Genomic DNA, 16,889 nt, shown 5'->3' on the forward strand with positions numbered 1-16,889 from the left:
GCAAATACCCTATTCAGCAAGCCTTAGTAACAGTTTAATCGACACGAATAGATCATTTTATGCCACTCTGTCATTCTTTGGCAGAAAATCTCTAAATAAAGGCAATGGCATAATCATTGACATTTGCCCACGTACAAATAGAAAAGCATAAAATTTAACGATATGGGCAAAATAATTGGAATAGACTTAGGAACCACCAACAGTTGCGTGGCCGTAATGGAAGGCAACGAACCTGTGGTGATTGCCAATAGCGAAGGCAGAAGGACAACCCCTTCCATCGTGGGCTTTTTGGACAATGGTAAAGGCGAACGCAAAGTGGGCGACCCTGCCAAGCGTCAGGCTATTACCAATCCCAAAAATACCGTTTCGTCTATCAAACGCTTCATGGGTAAAAAATTCGGTGAAGTGACTGGCGAAAAGAAAATGGTTTCATACGAAGTGGAAAGCGGAAACAACGACACCGTGCGCGTGCGCATTGGTGACAGAATGTACACTCCGCAAGAAATCTCAGCAATGATTTTGCAGAAAATGAAAAGCACTGCAGAAGATTATCTTGGAACTACGGTAACGGAAGCAATTATTACAGTGCCTGCTTATTTCAACGATGCAGAACGCCAGGCGACAAAAGAAGCCGGGCAAATTGCTGGTTTGGACGTAAAGCGTATCATTAACGAGCCAACTGCTGCGGCATTGGCTTACGGATTAGATAAGAAGAACAAAGACATGAAAATTGCGGTGTACGACCTTGGCGGTGGTACATTCGATGTGTCGATATTGGAATTGGGCGATGGCGTGTTTGAAGTGAAATCGACCAATGGAGATGTACACTTGGGTGGTGATGACTTTGACATGCGCATTATGAATTGGTTGGCCGATGAGTTTAAGTCGGATAAAAACATTGACCTACGCAAAGACCCGATGGCGCTTCAACGCTTGAAAGAAGCTTCTGAAAAAGCGAAGATAGAATTGTCTAGCGGCAACGAAACAGAAATCAACTTACCTTATATCACTTCAGTGGATGGTGTGCCCGAACACTTGGTGAAAAAATTGAGCCGTGCCAAGTTTGAGCAACTGTGCGATGACTTGATCAAGCGCACGTTGGATCCTTGCAAAAAGGCAGTGGCCGATTCGGGTTATTCCGTTTCTCAAATCGATGAAGTGATTTTAGTAGGTGGTTCGACACGTATCCCTCGCATACAAGAAGAAGTAGAAAAGTTCTTCGGCAAGAAACCATCGAAGGGTGTAAACCCTGATGAAGTAGTAGCGGTGGGTGCTGCCATTCAAGGCGGTGTGTTGACTGGTGAGGTAAAAGATGTACTGTTGTTGGACGTTACACCACTTTCTTTGGGGATTGAAACCATGGGTGGTGTAATGACTAAATTGATTGAGTCAAATACTACGATTCCATCTAAGAAATCAGAAGTTTTCTCAACCGCTTCCGACAGTCAGCCTTCAGTAGAAATTCACGTGTTGCAAGGCGAGCGTCCGATGGCCCGTGACAACCGCACGATTGGACGTTTCCACTTAGATGGAATTCCACCTGCCCCGCGTGGCGTACCTCAAATCGAAGTAACTTTTGATATTGATGCCAACGGGATTTTGCATGTATCAGCCAAAGACAAAGGCACTGGTAAAGAACAAAAAATCCGTATCGAAGCTAGCAGCGGTTTAACGGATGCCGAAATCCAAAAGATGAAGCAAGAGGCTCAAGCCAATGCGGACAGCGATAAGAAAGAGAAAGAGAAGATTGAGAAAATCAACCAGGCAGATTCACTGATTTTCCAAACGGAAAAACAACTGAAAGAATTTGGAGACAAACTTTCAGAAGGAAACAAATCAGCGATCAACGGTGCACTGATAAAATTGAAAGAAGCGCATGCCAGCCAAGACTTAGCAGCGATTGATACTGCCATGAATGCACTCAACACAGCCTGGACGGCTGCTTCGCAAGAGATGTATGCCCAAGGTGGTGCACAACCCAATGCAGGTGCAAACCCAACCGATAACGGTAGCAATAATTCTGGTGCAGGCGCGAATGCCGGAAATGGCAATGCTACTGATGTGGAGTATGAAGAAGTGAAATAGTTTTCACTCTGTGAATTATTTTAAAATCCCCTTGGCGGAAGCTTAGGGGATTTTTGTTTTCGTGGATTAAGCTCAATCAAAAATAAAACACGACTCATTAGCACGTCAGTTTGAGCTACAATCGCTACCGTAATGAGCTTCAAAAAAGAAATACTACTGCAGAGTCTCCAAAAACTCCTCCGACTTCACAATTTTACCCAACTCGGCCATCCCTTTTCCATTGATTAAAACGCGCTGGTGTGTCTGCCTGATTTTTTCGAATTCTGTCTTCACCCCTTCATACCCTTTCTCATCTTTGTATTGAACCACTACCGCAAAATCCCAGCCAAGAGAAGCATCATTGTTTTCAAGCAAGTGATATTGTTTGAAAAGCCCTTGTTCGATTGCAAGTTTGTCCATCGCCAACCAGTTCTTTTTTAAAAAAAGTTTTAAGTCCGCTTTCTGGCCATCGCTGGACTTCAAATAAGTAAACGCCCAGAGTGATTTTTCTTGTAAGTCATTTTGGCCACGGCTTTTAAAACAAAATAAACAAAAGGCTATTGTCAACAAAATTACCTTCATAAGTTTTGTTTGGTGGCACTGAGTTTCACTTTCAAAATAATCTCATCGTTGATCAATTCATCTTTGATGGTTCCAATCACCCCTGAGTGATATACAATGCCCCATTTAGTGCGGTCTATTTTGAATGCAGAGCTCTCTGCCACTAAACTACCTTCAATTACTTCTGCTTTAGCCCTGAACGTAACAGGCAGTGTTACGTTTTTTAAGGTAAGATTACCTTCCACTTGTAATGAATAGCCGGCACTGTCGCTAACGCTGCTGGTGCGCAAAAACTGAAAAGAACCTTTTGGGAATTTCTCCACTTCAAAAAAGTCTTCGTTCATCAAATGGCCTTCTAAATTTGATTTGTCCTTACCCGTTTGGTCCAAAGCGGAAATCGATTTCATGTTGACGTTCAATTCACCGCTGGTGATGGATTTTTCAATAACGCCTAGCGTACCATTCGAAAATTTCAAAATGCCGTTGTGTTGGTAGTTGCCGGGGGCCGATCCAATCCATTCGATCACACTGTTGATGGTATCTAATTGGAATTTAACTCCTGTAAGAGCTGTCGCTTGTTCAACATCGGCTGTTGATTCGGCTGGCTTCTTGCCCACGCAATAGACGCATAGTACTGATACGATGATGCCGAGAATGATTGACCTTAGTTTCATAGGGAATTTAAATTTTTATCAAAGTAAATGGATCATTCTTACCTGATTTGTTAAAGAGGTGTTAATTCTTGCTATTAAATTGTTAAAATGGTTCAAGTTCCAAGATGGCCTTACAACTGTTACCACAAACCATTGCGGTCTTTAAAAGACCGTGACATTTACGGTTGGAGGTGTTTATTTATTGAAACTGCGTTTTATCTTTACGCCCCCTTAAAGATTTTGAACATGTTAATTGTAAAATTTGGAGGCACCTCAGTAGGCAAGCCCGAACGGATGAAAAAAATTGCTGAGTTGGTATTGGGCATGCCGGGGAAAAAGATTGTCGTGCTTTCTGCCCTAAGTGGCACTACCAATACCCTTGTCAGGATTGGTGACGCGTTGTTGGCGCATCAGCCCGCTACAGCACAAAAAGAAATTGCCGATTTAGAAAAGCATTATCTACAATTCATTCAAGAGCTGTTTGCCGCTGAAAGCCACAAAGCTGTAGGTGAAGAAATCGTGAGCCGCTATTTCAGTTTGTTTCGTTTGTTGGCGGCAGGGAAGTTTGACGACCGCAGCTATCGTGAATTACTCGCACAAGGCGAATTGATTTCTACCGAACTTTTCTATCATCATTTGCAAGAACGGAAAATCAACTCGCGGTTGTTGCCTGCGTTGCATTTTATGTCGATAGACGAAAACAACGAGCCTGAACTAGAGAAAATATCCGAGCGATTGGTTCCGATTCTGGAAACCATTCAAGCAGACATTATTGTTACGCAAGGGTACATCTGCCGAAACCATAAAAATGAAATCGATAACCTAAAACGTGGCGGTAGTGATTACACGGCTTCGCTGATGGGGGCTGCCATCCGAGCAGAAGAAATCCAAATCTGGACCGACATTGACGGCATGCACAACAATGACCCGCGCATCGTAAAAAAGACCAAGCCCATTGCTGAACTTACGTTTGACGAAGCAAGTGAACTGGCTTACTTTGGGGCGAAAATTTTACATCCATCCACGATCGTGCCGGCTCAGAAATATGGTGTACCCGTGCGATTGAAAAACACGATGGAAGAAAAAGCACCTGGCACCATCATCAGCACGAAGGGTTCGCGCGCGCAAGTAAAAGCCATTGCTGCCAAAGACGGCATAATCGCCATCAACATCAAATCATCTCGCATGTTGTTGGCGTATGGATTTTTGAGAAAGGTGTTTGAGGTATTTGAGAAACATAAAACACCTATTGATATGATTTCCACTTCGGAGGTGGCCGTATCGGTTACCATCGATGATGCCAGTCACTTAAATGAATTATTGGAAGAACTCAACAACTTCGGCACGATTGAAGTGGACAAAAACCAAACCATTATTTGCATGGTAGGCAACGCACTGGCCGAAAAAGAGGGCGTGTTGAAAGAAGTATTTACCGCTCTTGGCACTGTGCCTGTGCGCATGGTCTCTTTTGGCGGAAGCCATAACAACATTTCCATTTTGGTCGACACCGGTCATAAAGAGAAGGCACTGAATTTATTGAATGAGGGGTTGTTTAGTTTTTAGCTTATGAAATATAGATTTGTTTCTTTTTTGCTTTTGGTGTCACTTTTTTCCCAAGCCCAATCGCTTATTGTTGGAATACCATCGGCCGATGTAGCCGAAAAGCATCACTTAGAAATCACCCACGAGAGCCAATGGAATTTTTGGGAGGATGGCATGAAATGGAACAGCTTTAATTTTGCTTGCTACGGTATCGGCCACCACACCGAATTGACCGCTGCCCTCAATAATCTTAACAATGATGGAAGCACCAATTTGGCACTCGGCTTGGGCGCAAAAAAGGTTTTCCCCATCCTAAAAAATTTCACATCCCTACAAGAGATTAAACTTACCGCAGGAAGTAATTTTCTTTATTCAGTCAATAAAAAAGATCCGGGTATTTGGCTCTATTCACATGCAAGCTTCCGATTGCCAAACGTGCATACCCGGTTTACGGTTGGCGGTAGTTATGGGACCTATCAGGCATTTGGCTTTAGAAGGTTTTTGGTAAATGGTGAACAGCAATCTGAACCGCGTGACCCATTTGCGCTCATGTTGGGTTTTGAACAGCCCCTGACTAAACACATCAGCTTAATTGGCGATTGGTTTAGTGGCACACATGATTTGGCAGCGTTCATCCCTGCCATGCAAATCGATATAAAAAAGCATGTGCTCATATTTGGCTACAAGTTTCCCAATCCCAATACAGGAAGCCATGCTTTCATTTTAGAATTTATGGTTAGCATCCCGACTAAAAAGGTGCAATGATCTCATTTGTGCTGAGAGGCAACGCTTTCTAAATTCCCTAAAAAATTTAAACTAATAACCCTACCTTTGTGTTCACATTGGGACTTAGGTGTTGGGGCTTAGTCAAAAGACCAAACGCCTAAGTCCCAAGCCCCAAGTCCTAACTATATGAGCGATACCATCCTTCACGAGTGCGGAATTGCCCTCATCCGTTTGCGAAAGCCCCTTTCTTACTACATCGAAAAGTATGGCACCACCTACGCCATGAACAAGATGTACATTCTAATGGAAAAGCAGCACAACCGCGGCCAAGATGGTGCCGGCATAGCCAACATAAAGCTCGACCAAAAACCGGGCTTTCGTTTTTTTAGCCGGTATCGATCCATCAAACCACAACCCGTGGCTCACTTATTTAAAAAAATTGGAAAAAAATATAAGAAGGCACAAAAAGAAGGGAAGGAAAAATTTAGGAACGAAGATTGGCTGAAAGAAAATGTAGCGTTTTCGGGCGAGCTGTGGCTCGGCCACTTGCGCTATGGCACACACGGACTGAACAGCATCGAAAACGTGCATCCCTTTCTTCGTCAAAATAACTGGCGAAGCCGCAATTTGGTAATGGCTGGCAACTTCAACATGACCAATGTGGAGGAGCTATTCAACGTGCTCGTAGACTTAGGTCAGCACCCCAAAGACAAAGTGGACACGGTGACGGTGATGGAAAAGATCGGTCACTTTTTAGATGAAGAAGTGCAAAGTCTGTTTCAGAAATACAAAGATCAGTTTACCAACAAAGAAGTTTCGGATATCATCGAGAACGAACTCAATCTGCAAAATGTGTTGAGGCGTGCGTGCAAAGATTTCGATGGCGGCTATACCATGGCGGGTATGACGGGCTCCGGCTCAGCCTTTGTGGTGCGCGACCCTTCGGGCATTCGGCCAGCATTTTATTATACGGATGAAGAGATTGTGGTGGTGGCTTCTGAAAAGCAAGCCATCAAAACTGCATTCAACATCGACTACGATCAAATTCAGGAAGTAAAACCGGGGCATGCGTTGGTCATCAACAAAGACGGATCGTTCGCACAGCATCAGGTGATCACTCCATTAGAAAAAACATCGTGCAGCTTTGAGCGGATTTATTTTTCGCGCGGAACCGATCCAGAAATTTACCAAGAGCGCAAACGCTTGGGTAAGTTGCTGGTGCCGCAAATTTTAAAGTCCATCAACTTCGATCTAAAGAATACCATCTTCTCGTATATCCCCAACACAGCCGAGACAGCCTTCTTGGGCATGATGGCTGGCATTGAAGAATACCTCATCAGCAAACAGAAAGAAATTTTTATTGACGGCAAACCAACGGTCGATTCGTTGGAAGATATTTTATCGTTCCGCCCGCGGATGGAAAAAATCGTAATCAAAGACGTGAAGCTACGCACCTTCATTACCGATGACGACCATCGCGATGAAATGGTGGCCCATGTGTACGACACCACCTATGAAGTGGTGAACAAAGGCAAAGACACCTTGGTAGTAATCGATGACTCGATTGTGCGAGGCACTACGCTCGAAAAAAGTATTTTAAAAATGCTCGATCGGCTGGGCCCAAAAAAAATTGTGGTGGTTTCATCCGCTCCTCAAATCCGCTTCCCAGACTGCTACGGTATTGACATGAGCAAGATGGGGGACTTTGTTGCCTTCCGCGCGGTGATCAAATTATTGAAAGAACAGGGCAAAGATTATTTGTTAGGTGAGGTGTACGAGCAGTGCCAGCAAGCGAAGTTGGAAGAAAATCCGACAAACTATGTCAAGCGACTGTACAAAGAATTTTCACCTGAAGAAATCTCCAACAAAATTGCAGACATCGTTCGCCCCGAAGGCATGAAAGCAGAACTTGAAGTGGTGTATCAAACCATCGAAAATCTGCATAAAGCCATCCCCAATCATTCGGGCGATTGGTATTTTACAGGTAACTACCCAACCCTAGGCGGCATGAAAGTGGCCAATAAATCTTACTTGAACTATATGGATGGGAAGTTGGTGAGGGCGTATTAGAAATTTTTAAGATGTAGGATTTTAGATTTACGATTTAGGATGCTCTTATTCAAAGCGCTTAGAATCTAACATCACAAATCTAAAATCAAGAATTATTACTTCCATACGCTTCAATAATATCCCTCACCAATTTATGCCGCACCACATCGCGGCCACTCAACTCAACAAACCCAATTCCTTTTACTTGATTTAAAATCCGCACGGCTTCTTTCAGGCCTGAGCTTTGCTTCGAAGGCAAATCAATTTGTGAGGTATCGCCCGTTACAATCATTTTCGATTCTGGCCCCATGCGGGTGAGGAACATTTTCATCTGCATGGGCGTGGTGTTCTGCGCTTCGTCCAACAAAATAAATGCGTTGTTGAGTGTGCGTCCACGCATATAAGCAAGTGGGGCAATCTCAATGATCTCACGCTCCATATAAAATTTCAATTTCTCGTGCGGCACCATGTCGTTGAGCGCATCATAAATCGGCCGCAAATAAGGATCGATTTTTTCTTTTAAGTCGCCCGGCAAAAAGCCGAGGTTCTCTCCCGCTTCCACAGCCGGTCGGGTAATGATAATCCGCTTGACGGCTTTATTTTTTAAGGCACGCACTGCCAAGGCTACGCTGATAAATGTTTTGCCCGTTCCCGCTGGCCCCAACGCAAATACGAGATCATTGTCCTTCACCGACTGCACCAGCTTTTGCTGGTTTACTGTTTTCGGTTTGATGGGCGAGCCTTTCGTTCCATACAAAATCACGCCATCGGTAGAATCTTCAGGCAAATCTTCTGGCCGCTCTTGGGCAATGTAGCCACGTACATTTTCTTCCGTTACGCGGCCATACTGGTGAAAATGATCCTGCAGCGATTGAAGGATACTACTGATGAGGATGATTTCTGGCTCCTCGCCTTTCAGCAAGATTTCATTGCCGCGCGAAATGATGCGGCTCTTCGGAAATGCCTGCGACAAAGAAGCGATGTTCTTATTCTCAGCCCCTAAAAAATCCAGCAGCGGAATGTCTTCGATGGTAATAATTTTCTCGATCAATGAATATAAGTTGAAATGAAGTAATTTTACTGTGTACTACGGAGGTTAGCCGACATTAAAATCATTAAACACCTTTCATGTTTAGAGAAATCAATAGCCGTGCAAGCAATTACCGAAGTAGTAACCCTACAAATTTAATGAAAATCCAATGCGAGTTGCCGGACATTCGTGAAGTGTCCAGCAACCTTTGAATCATCTATACATGGCCATTGTTACCTTATTAACGGACAGCGGAGAGAGTGACCATTATGTGGCCGCCATCAAATCCAAAGTGCTTACGGTAAACCCCGGCCTTACCGTGGTGGACATCAGCCATAAAATTGCTGCGTGCGATATAGGCCATGGGGCATTCGTTTTAAAGTCGGTGTTCCGCGATTTTCCAGCCGGCACCGTTCATTTGGTTGGGGTAGATTCCATCGGCAATCGAGATGATTTTTTTATTGCCATTCAATTAGAAGATCATTTTTTTGTGGGTGTTGATAATGGCCTATTGGGATTGATCAGCGATAAAACTCCGCAACAGGTAGTTCAATTAAATTCCGTCAATCCCATTCGCACCACCTTTCCTGAAAAAGATATTTTTGCGCCAGCGGCTGCCAAGTTGGCGAGCAAGGTGGCCATCACCACACTGGGTAAACCACTTGGTACGTTCAAAAAGATGACCGATCGGCATGTAAAAGCTACTAAGCGGTTGATTGCCGGTCATGTCATTCGTGTAGATCATTTTGGAAATTTGATTACCAATATCCCCAAAGATGCCTTTGATGTATTGAGTGCGAATAAAACATTTACCATTCAGTTTGGTGGTGAAAAATTCAGGCGCATTCATAAAAATTACTTCGATGCCGAGCCGGGCGATTGTGTGTTGATTTTTAATTCGATGGGATTGTTGGAGATTGGTATGTACAAAGGCAACGCGAGTGAATTACTAGGATTGAAATACGATAGCCCGGTGAATATTTTGTTTGATGAATAGAATCCGAAACTGGATGCTAGATGCTGGCAGCTAGTATCCAGCATCCAGTACCAAGAACTAATGGATATGCTGATAAGAATTGTACTAATGCACTTTACCGAACAAGGGGGAAAAGAATTTTTAGAGATATTCAATGCCCACAAAAAAGCAATACGCCACTTTCCGGGGTGCTCTCATTTGCAATTGCTAAAAGACATTCGCGACCCCAACTGCTACACTACCTTAAGCTATTGGGAAAAACCAGAAAGCTTAGAAAATTACCGTAATTCTGAACTGTTCGAAAACGTGTGGAGCCGCGTGAAACCACTATTTGCAAGACGAACAGAGGCTTTTTCGCTCGAGAAATTTATTGAACTCTGATTTGGTTGAGTTTCAAACTTTGGGCATATTTGCACCCTCTTTTGCTAATCGGCTAGTTTTTGTCGCAATTTAGCAACTCAAGCCTGAGTGGCGGAACTGGTAGACGCGCACGACTCAAAATCGTGTGCCTTCGGGCGTGCCGGTTCGATTCCGGCCTTAGGTACAAAGCCACGCACATTGCGTGGCTTTTTTTATTGCGCCAAATGCTTACTTTGAAGCGCAATAAAAAAACCTTGATCCCTATACTTTCAAACCTCAGCACCGAAAACTTCTCAATTGTAATATCGGTCGCCTTGCTATTGGGCATGGCCAAAACAGGCGTCCATGGAGCGGGCATGTTGTCGGTCCCTCTGCTTGCCATCGCCTTTGGCGGCAAGGTCTCGAGCGGACTGATGCTGCCCATGCTGTTGATCGCTGACATTTTTGGCGTGTGGTACTATCATCGTCACGCCTCGTTCAACTATTTAAAAGTCTTATTTCCATGGGCAGCTGTAGGCGTGATAGCGGGAAGTTTAGCGGGGAACTTTATCGATGACGGAGTTTTTAAAATCATCATGGCCACCACTATTTTCATCAGCTTAATTGTGATGGTTTGGATGGAGCTGGGTGGTAAAGAAAAAGTACCCGACAATATTTATTTGGGAAGAGGCTCTGGATTTTTGGGTGGTTTTACTTCCATGATCGGCAATTTGGCTGGCACGGTAATGGCCGTTTATTTTTTAAGCATGCGGCTACCTAAAAATATTTTCATTGGCACTACCGCTTGGTTTTTTCTGGTGGTGAATTGGTTTAAGGTACCTTTTCACGTGTGGGTGTGGCATACTATCCAGTTGGACTCTTGTTTGTTTGCTTTGGCGCTCACTCCTGCTATTATTTTTGGTGCTTTCATAGGTATTTATTTAGTCAAGAAAATGAGTGACCTTTTTTATCGTTGGTTCATCATTGGCATGACAGCTGTTGCCGCGTTGATTATGATTTTAAAATAGCTTTTAAGCCAAAAAGAGAAAGAAAAAGATTTTCAAAACCTAAATTATTTTCAAAAAAAGGACAATTTGCAAAGTCATTTGAACATAAAATTCTTTACTTAAAATCAATTTTTCCAAAATCATATTTAAACAAAAAAGATTATGCAAATCACCAAGCACAAGGTGGCCTCTATCCACTATACATTAACCGATAACGATGGCAATGTGCTTGACAGCAGTGCAGGCCGCGAACCATTAACCTATATTCAAGGCATCGGCAACTTAATTGCAGGTATGGAAGAAGGACTGGAAGGAAAAACAAAGGGCGAAAAATTCAATCTGAAAGTTAGCCCCGAAAAAGGATATGGTGTAAAGGACGATGCTCTCACGCAAAAAGTACCGCGCAGCGCTTTTGGCACGCAAGAAGTAAAAGTGGGTATGCAATTTCAAACCAACCAAGGCGGTGTGGTCACCGTCACTCACGTAGGTTTAGCTGAAATTACCGTTGATGCCAATCACCCATTGGCGGGAGTAGAACTTAATTTTGCAGTAGAGGTTTTGGAAATACGCAATGCTACCGATGAAGAAATTTCTCATGGTCACGTGCACGGTCCAGGTGGGCATCATCATTGATCGGTAAACTATCAACGAGAAGATTATCCTTTAGAGGAAACAAGGATTGTAAGTAAAATAGATGTTTAGCTCTTGCTGAAAATATTATTTACGCTGCCAAAATAGCTCTTGCTTTTTCCAAATCCTCGGGCGTATCGATGCACATCGTTTCCACATCGGTGATGGCCACTTTTACCGTGAAACCATTTTCCATCCATCGTAATTGTTCAAGCGATTCTGCTTTTTCCAAGGCTGATAAGTTGAGTTTTGTGATTTCTTTCAACACATCGGAACGGTATCCGTACATGCCCACGTGTTTATAAAAGTCATACTGTTCAAGCCACTCCTTTTGCTCCACTTTGTGTAAAAACGGAATGACCGCACGGCTAAAGTAAAGTGCTTCTAAGTTTTTGTTGAACGTAACTTTTACTTCACCCATACTATAGAGTTGCTCTTCGGAATCAATCCTTTTTATAAGCGTAGCCAATTGTGTTTTACCATCCAATTGGGCGGCCAACAAATCAATTTGCGAAGCTTCAATAAAAGGTTCATCGCCTTGAATATTGATTACGTAGTCGTACCCTTCTGCTTCCTTTTCCAATGCCTCATAGCATCGATCGGTGCCACTGGGGTGCTGCTCATCCGTCATGCAGGCATTCCCACCAAAGGAAAGCACATGATCATAAATTGCAATATGGTCTGTTGCTACCACTACTTTTTTCAATGCTTTGGATTGTACTGCTTGTTTGAAAACACGTTCAATCATGGATTGCCCACCTAAGTCAACCAACGGTTTGCCGGGCAGTCGGCTAGAGGCAAAGCGTGCAGGAATGATTCCTATAATTCTTTTTGTGACACTCATTCTGAGTTTCAATTTTTGCTTAAACCCTTTTTACTCGCAGTGTAACTCCTTCCGTGCCAATAATCTCTACTTGCTCTCCCTTCTCAATGTACTCGCCACGCGTAAAGGCATCGTACACTTCCCCTTCTATTAAAATTTTTCCGCTAGGGCGAAGAACGGTATTGGCAACCCCCTTTTTGTTTAATAGCAATTGAGCGTTTGAGTTTACAGTAAACCCATCTGCACTTTTTTGAGATTCATTCAAAGATATTTTTTTGAATGCCTTGGTCTCTACAATTTTTGCCCCTCCAAAAATGAGCAGTAACATGCCGCCTGTTACCCCACCAACTGCCGCCACAGAAGCTTTCACGATATCCCCGAGTGGAACAAATTCAAAATTGAAAAAATCATTGTTGAGCATGATGAGCACCAATGATACCAAGGTCAAAATAATTCCGGCAATGCCAGCGATTCCAAAACCGGGGATCACAAACACTTCGGCCGCTAGTAACAATATGCCGATAAACAAGGCGATGATCTCCCAATACTCGGCCAATCCGTTGAGGTAATAAGGAACCAAATACAACACCAGTGAAGTGATAGCGGCAAACAAAGGAAAACCCACTCCCGGTGTTTGTAGTTCAAAATAGATTCCGCCCAAAATAACCAATATCAAAATGCCACTGATAAACGGATTGAGAAAGAAAGCAATGATTTTTTCGCTTGTACCTAGTTTAAAGCGATGCAATTCGTAGTTTTCAACTTTGTTGCGTTTCAGTATTTCTTCGATGGATTCTACCTTTGCTTCGCAATAACCGTTGGCAATGGCCTCTGCAGCGGTAAAAGTAATCACTTTGCCCGCTTGCTTGATGCTGTCAATCACCACACGCTCGTCTACCATCCCTTCGGCAATGCGTGGATCGCGATGATTTTCTTCGGCCGTAGAGCGCATGATCGAGCGCATGTACGATTGGTATTTATCAGGTGCAGCCGTGCCATCGCCTTCTACCACGGTGGCTGCGCCAATGCTTGCACCGGGCGACATGTAGATGCTATCGCATGCAATGGAAATCAATGCACCTGCAGAGGCCGCATCCGAGTTGATGTAGACCCACACCGGCTTTTTTGAATCCATCACCACATCTACAATCTCTTTGGCATCCGTCAACACGCCTCCGTAGGTATCCATATCAATGATGATATAGTCGGCTTTGATTTTTTCAGCATGTTCAAATGCTAGCTTTACATAGCGAAGCATTCGCGGATCAATCTCATCTTTGATTTCCATCACCATTACCTGAGGTACTGATTTTTGTGCCCAGCTACTCACCGCTATCAAAAGCAAAAAAAGAATTAACACCAACTTTTTCATATCACTTATTTCTACAAAAATACTATACTTCAATCAATATCAGCGTTGCAAACCTTCTATCTCCCAAACCGAAATACTTCGGTCATCACTAGCGCTAATGAGTTGATTGTTAAAAGAAGACCACCAAAGCTTGTTTACAGAGGTGCCGTGCCCGGCATGGCGCGCCTTATCGATCACTTTGAGCAATTGCATTTTTTCAGTATCCCAAATTTTAATCGACTTGTCCATGCTGGCGGTGGCAAAGTATTTTCCGTTTGGACTCAGAGCAATATCGTTGATGGCAAACAAATGGGCCGCTACCTCTAGTTCAAAGTCATACGTTTGGTCATTCCATTTTTTGAGCCTTGCATCGCGCGAGGCGCTTAGTAATCCACACGTGGGCAAATACTGCAAGGCAAATACCGAATTGAGGTGAGCCGCTACAGTATGTTTGAGTTGATAGGTGTTTGCCTCAAAAACCCGAATGATATGATCACTATAGCCAACGGCTATTTCATGGCTGTGCGGATGGATGGCCATGACACGAGCGCTTTTTTCAGATACTTTAATTTTTGTTTTGATCGTTAAGGATAGAAGATCTACCACGATCAGTGTACCATCACCGGTGGCCACCCACAAATCATTACCAAATGATTTGATATCAAAAATAGCAGCCGTGGTAAGTTGCAAAGAAGAAACTTCTTTCTTGGTTTGCCAATCGAGCAGATGAATGCCCTCGTAATTATGGCCTGCTACCAATAAATTACTTTTCAATAAATGAAGCGCGTAGATGGAATTGTTTAACCGCGCGATGAGTTCGCCCTCTTCGGGCTTATTCAAATCCCACAACACAATCAAGCCATCACCAGCCCCACTAAAAAACCGAGAGGCGTTTGGGGTGGGCTCCAAAGTATACACTGCATCGCGATGCCCCGAAAGAGTATGTATTTTTTTTACTTGAATGGGTGACATCAATAATTGCGTAATTTTGGTGATCGTTTGGGCATCCGCGCAAGCAGCAAAAATGTATGTTTAAACCCACCCAATCAAATGCCACTGCGAAAAACTGAATTGGACAAAGAGAAGGGCGGATGGGCTGTATGGGAGATTGATGAAATGGAGGCTAATTTGGCCTTTCAAGCCCAGGAGCAGTGCCCCGATGAGATAGTGCACGAATCAAAACGATTGGAATGGTTGGCCGGTCGAATAACAATCAAATGGCTGGTAGAAAAAATGGGGATGGATTATTCGGGCATTCGCAAAGATGAATTTGGGAAGCCTTACTTGAAAGATTTGCCTCTTTCGATTTCGCTCAGTCATTCCTACCCGTTTGTGGCGGCTCAAATTTCTTCTGCGGAAGAAGTGGGTATTGATTTGGAGCAGCCCAAAGAGAAATTGTTGCGGATAGCCAAGAGGATATTGGCAGAAAGTGAATTAGTGGATGCCGCGGAAAGCATCATCAAACATTGCGTGTATTGGTGTGCCAAAGAAGCGCTCTATAAAATTGATGGAAAAAAAGGCTTGCATTTTGCTAATCAGCTTAATGTGGAAGCATTTACACTTCTGCCGCGAGGAGATTTAACGGGAATCATTACCCGAAATGAAAAACGAATGATACCTTTAAGCTATCAACTCGAAAAAGAATTTGTGGTTGTTTACCGAAAACTATAGAACAATGAAAATTATCACGATTATTCTCTTCTGCTTTGTTTCCGTTTTTTTGAATGCTCAAACGATTGGTGATTTTTCGCTCACCAATGCCTACACGGGAGAAACAGTTTCACTTAGTCAATACAATTCCTCTTCTGCCATTGTGTTGGTTTTCACTAGCAACGAGTGCCCGTTCGATAACTACTACAAATCAAGACTGAAGGAAATGGTAACAGCCTACCAAGGCAAAGTACAGTTTCTGTTAATCAATTCGAATACAGATGCCCAAGAGTCATCCGAAAAAATGGCCATTCATAATACAGATTTAGGAATTCCGTATTTGGCTGATAAAGAACAAAAAGCAATGGAGTCGGTAGGCGCACGCAAATCGCCAGAAGTTTTTTTGCTTAAACCAGAAAGCGGAAAATATTCCGTTCAATACAGTGGCGCGATCGATGACAACCCACAAGTGGCCACGGATGTAAAACAATTTTACCTCAAGGAAGCTATTGAAAAATTATTGAACGGAGCCAAAATTGAAGTGATGAACAACCGTGCGGTAGGGTGTACGATTCGGAAAAAATAATGTTTCCTCTTCCTCTATACACCCAAATCTCCCCCTTCCGAAATTTCAATCAATAACAACTTCACTTCCTCCGCTTTGGCATGCTCGCCCATTTTTTCGAACGACATCACTAAATTCCGTAGCGCTCTTCTGACAATCTCCACCGAATCGCACGCCTCAAAAAAAGATTTTTGTGGAACGAGGTGTAGTTCGTTGATATAATTTTCAATGTCTTGCTTACTGAAGATCAAGCCACGATTAAAAGCATTGATATAAAATTGATGGTTGTCATCTTTGTAGGTAAGGATAAACAAGTTGGGTAAGTTGACACCTCTTACAGGCAATTTTAATTTCTGCGCCACCAACAGATAAATCACGCAAAGCGTAATCGGGTTTCCTTTTCGGGATTCCAACACCACATTGATCATCGAATTTCCCGGAGAGTGAAAATTTTTTGTGTTCGCCCCAAATTTTAGTTTATTGAACAACACACTGTTGATCACTTTTATTTGATCGAACGCATACAAATCGGGTCGAAATTCAAGCCAAGTATCGTAGTAGATTTGTTCCAACTCTTGGCGCAATTTTTCCAGTTCCAAATCTGGATATTGAAAAGTGGCAATAATCCACATACCTGTGAGCAAATCGTGATCTTTACTGACATACCAATCTCGCAACCGCTCTTTGAGCAATTCATATTGCAGGGTGTGAATCAATTCTTCAATTCTGCCTTGCACAGCGGGGTTGAGGTTGCTCTCCCATTCTTGCTCTAAAAAAGGAATGGCTTGCTTGCCCAACGACAATATCTTTTCTTCTACATGACTACTGATCTGTTTATCCTCGTCATCCAGCAATGAAACCAACGCTTTTAATTCACTCTCTTGCATCTACCTAATTTGAAGATTTGAAAATTCGGCAATTTG

At 43.2% G+C, this 16,889-nt stretch carries 17 protein-coding genes and 1 tRNA gene; 11 read left to right on the forward strand and 7 right to left on the reverse strand.

Annotation, left to right across the window (positions count from 1 at the left end; genetic code table 11):
• The first annotated feature begins 162 nt into the window (after positions 1-162).
• A complete protein-coding gene (gene dnaK, locus KA713_10860) occupies positions 163-2,085 on the forward strand; it encodes a molecular chaperone DnaK (GenBank protein ID UXE65004.1) in 1,923 nt (640 codons plus the stop codon).
• A 153-nt stretch (positions 2,086-2,238) separates the two neighbouring features.
• Here dnaK and KA713_10865 read toward each other — a convergent pair whose 3' ends face one another.
• Positions 2,239-2,646: a hypothetical protein gene (locus KA713_10865; protein ID UXE65005.1), complete on the reverse strand. Its 408-nt coding sequence runs from the start codon at positions 2,644-2,646 to the stop codon at positions 2,239-2,241.
• Complete coding sequence (locus KA713_10870; GenBank protein ID UXE65006.1) at positions 2,643-3,299, reverse strand: YceI family protein; 657 nt, start codon at positions 3,297-3,299, stop codon at positions 2,643-2,645. Before KA713_10870 ends, KA713_10865 begins: the two co-directional genes overlap by 4 nt.
• Positions 3,300-3,524: 225 nt before the next feature.
• Between KA713_10870 and KA713_10875 the strand changes: the two genes are divergently transcribed.
• From KA713_10875 to KA713_10885, 3 genes are all read left to right on the forward strand, one after another.
• Positions 3,525-4,841, forward strand: coding sequence for an aspartate kinase (locus KA713_10875; GenBank protein ID UXE65007.1), 1,317 nt, complete (start codon positions 3,525-3,527; stop codon positions 4,839-4,841).
• A gap of 3 nt (positions 4,842-4,844) precedes the next feature.
• Complete coding sequence (locus KA713_10880; protein ID UXE65008.1) at positions 4,845-5,585, forward strand: hypothetical protein; 741 nt, start codon at positions 4,845-4,847, stop codon at positions 5,583-5,585.
• Positions 5,586-5,732: 147 nt separating this feature from the next.
• Positions 5,733-7,616, forward strand: a complete 1,884-nt coding sequence (locus KA713_10885; GenBank protein ID UXE65009.1) for an amidophosphoribosyltransferase — start codon at positions 5,733-5,735, stop codon at positions 7,614-7,616.
• An 85-nt stretch (positions 7,617-7,701) separates the two neighbouring features.
• On the opposite strand, the gene KA713_10890 is transcribed toward KA713_10885, so the two are convergent.
• Entirely contained in the window at positions 7,702-8,646 is a 945-nt protein-coding gene (locus tag KA713_10890) for a PhoH family protein (GenBank protein ID UXE65010.1), read from the reverse strand.
• Between the two features lie 202 nt (positions 8,647-8,848).
• Between KA713_10890 and KA713_10895 the strand changes: the two genes are divergently transcribed.
• The 5 genes from KA713_10895 (at position 8,849) to KA713_10915 (ending at position 11,580) form a co-directional block, all read left to right on the forward strand.
• The gene (locus tag KA713_10895; protein ID UXE65011.1) at positions 8,849-9,622 is read left to right on the forward strand and encodes an SAM-dependent chlorinase/fluorinase; all 774 of its coding nucleotides are present in this window, start codon (positions 8,849-8,851) and stop codon (positions 9,620-9,622) included.
• Between the two features lie 66 nt (positions 9,623-9,688).
• Positions 9,689-9,982 (forward strand): antibiotic biosynthesis monooxygenase, encoded by a 294-nt coding sequence (locus KA713_10900; GenBank protein UXE65012.1) that lies wholly within the window; start codon positions 9,689-9,691, stop codon positions 9,980-9,982.
• 81 nt (positions 9,983-10,063) lie between these two features.
• Positions 10,064-10,145, forward strand: a tRNA-Leu gene (locus KA713_10905).
• 40 nt (positions 10,146-10,185) lie between these two features.
• A complete protein-coding gene (locus KA713_10910) occupies positions 10,186-10,968 on the forward strand; it encodes a sulfite exporter TauE/SafE family protein (GenBank protein UXE65013.1) in 783 nt (260 codons plus the stop codon).
• Positions 10,969-11,109: 141 nt separating this feature from the next.
• Positions 11,110-11,580, forward strand: coding sequence for a peptidylprolyl isomerase (locus KA713_10915; protein ID UXE65014.1), 471 nt, complete (start codon positions 11,110-11,112; stop codon positions 11,578-11,580).
• Between the two features lie 88 nt (positions 11,581-11,668).
• On the opposite strand, the gene kdsB is transcribed toward KA713_10915, so the two are convergent.
• From kdsB to KA713_10930, 3 genes are read right to left on the reverse strand one after another with little or no spacing between them, the layout of a single operon-like run.
• The gene (gene kdsB / locus KA713_10920; protein UXE65015.1) at positions 11,669-12,421 is read right to left on the reverse strand and encodes a 3-deoxy-manno-octulosonate cytidylyltransferase; all 753 of its coding nucleotides are present in this window, start codon (positions 12,419-12,421) and stop codon (positions 11,669-11,671) included.
• Between the two features lie 19 nt (positions 12,422-12,440).
• Entirely contained in the window at positions 12,441-13,772 is a 1,332-nt protein-coding gene (locus KA713_10925) for a nodulation protein NfeD (GenBank protein UXE65016.1), read from the reverse strand.
• A gap of 39 nt (positions 13,773-13,811) precedes the next feature.
• The gene (locus KA713_10930) at positions 13,812-14,723 is read right to left on the reverse strand and encodes a WD40 repeat domain-containing protein (GenBank protein ID UXE65017.1); all 912 of its coding nucleotides are present in this window, start codon (positions 14,721-14,723) and stop codon (positions 13,812-13,814) included.
• A gap of 78 nt (positions 14,724-14,801) precedes the next feature.
• On the opposite strand from KA713_10930, the gene KA713_10935 reads away from it, so the two are divergent.
• Together KA713_10935 and KA713_10940 are read left to right on the forward strand one after the other, a co-directional pair.
• Positions 14,802-15,422, forward strand: a complete 621-nt coding sequence (locus KA713_10935) for a 4'-phosphopantetheinyl transferase superfamily protein (GenBank protein ID UXE65018.1) — start codon at positions 14,802-14,804, stop codon at positions 15,420-15,422.
• A gap of 4 nt (positions 15,423-15,426) precedes the next feature.
• On the forward strand, positions 15,427-15,987 hold the full coding sequence (locus KA713_10940; GenBank protein UXE65019.1) for a redoxin domain-containing protein: 561 nt from the start codon (positions 15,427-15,429) through the stop codon (positions 15,985-15,987).
• A gap of 14 nt (positions 15,988-16,001) precedes the next feature.
• Here KA713_10940 and KA713_10945 read toward each other — a convergent pair whose 3' ends face one another.
• A complete protein-coding gene (locus tag KA713_10945; GenBank protein ID UXE65020.1) occupies positions 16,002-16,853 on the reverse strand; it encodes a transglutaminase family protein in 852 nt (283 codons plus the stop codon).
• Between the last annotated feature and the right edge of the window lie 36 nt (positions 16,854-16,889).

This window comes from Chryseotalea sp. WA131a, from assembly GCA_025370075.1.
GTDB lineage: Bacteria > Bacteroidota > Bacteroidia > Cytophagales > Cyclobacteriaceae > ELB16-189.

Bases quoted from the DNA above. Each gene is read 5' to 3' on its own strand.
- kdsB (UXE65015.1), bottom strand. From the start codon at position 12,421: ATGAGTGTCACAAAAAGAATTATAGGAATCATTCCTGCACGCTTTGCC.
- KA713_10880 (UXE65008.1), top strand. From the start codon at position 4,845: ATGAAATATAGATTTGTTTCTTTTTTGCTTTTGGTGTCACTTTTTTCC.
- KA713_10870 (UXE65006.1), bottom strand. From the start codon at position 3,299: ATGAAACTAAGGTCAATCATTCTCGGCATCATCGTATCAGTACTATGC.
- dnaK (UXE65004.1), top strand. From the start codon at position 163: ATGGGCAAAATAATTGGAATAGACTTAGGAACCACCAACAGTTGCGTG.
- KA713_10865 (UXE65005.1), bottom strand. From the start codon at position 2,646: ATGAAGGTAATTTTGTTGACAATAGCCTTTTGTTTATTTTGTTTTAAA.
- KA713_10930 (UXE65017.1), bottom strand. From the start codon at position 14,723: ATGTCACCCATTCAAGTAAAAAAAATACATACTCTTTCGGGGCATCGC.
- KA713_10915 (UXE65014.1), top strand. From the start codon at position 11,110: ATGCAAATCACCAAGCACAAGGTGGCCTCTATCCACTATACATTAACC.
- KA713_10910 (UXE65013.1), top strand. From the start codon at position 10,186: ATGCTTACTTTGAAGCGCAATAAAAAAACCTTGATCCCTATACTTTCA.
- KA713_10895 (UXE65011.1), top strand. From the start codon at position 8,849: ATGGCCATTGTTACCTTATTAACGGACAGCGGAGAGAGTGACCATTAT.
- KA713_10935 (UXE65018.1), top strand. From the start codon at position 14,802: ATGCCACTGCGAAAAACTGAATTGGACAAAGAGAAGGGCGGATGGGCT.
- KA713_10885 (UXE65009.1), top strand. From the start codon at position 5,733: ATGAGCGATACCATCCTTCACGAGTGCGGAATTGCCCTCATCCGTTTG.
- KA713_10875 (UXE65007.1), top strand. From the start codon at position 3,525: ATGTTAATTGTAAAATTTGGAGGCACCTCAGTAGGCAAGCCCGAACGG.
- KA713_10900 (UXE65012.1), top strand. From the start codon at position 9,689: ATGCTGATAAGAATTGTACTAATGCACTTTACCGAACAAGGGGGAAAA.
- KA713_10945 (UXE65020.1), bottom strand. From the start codon at position 16,853: ATGCAAGAGAGTGAATTAAAAGCGTTGGTTTCATTGCTGGATGACGAG.
- KA713_10940 (UXE65019.1), top strand. From the start codon at position 15,427: ATGAAAATTATCACGATTATTCTCTTCTGCTTTGTTTCCGTTTTTTTG.
- KA713_10925 (UXE65016.1), bottom strand. From the start codon at position 13,772: ATGAAAAAGTTGGTGTTAATTCTTTTTTTGCTTTTGATAGCGGTGAGT.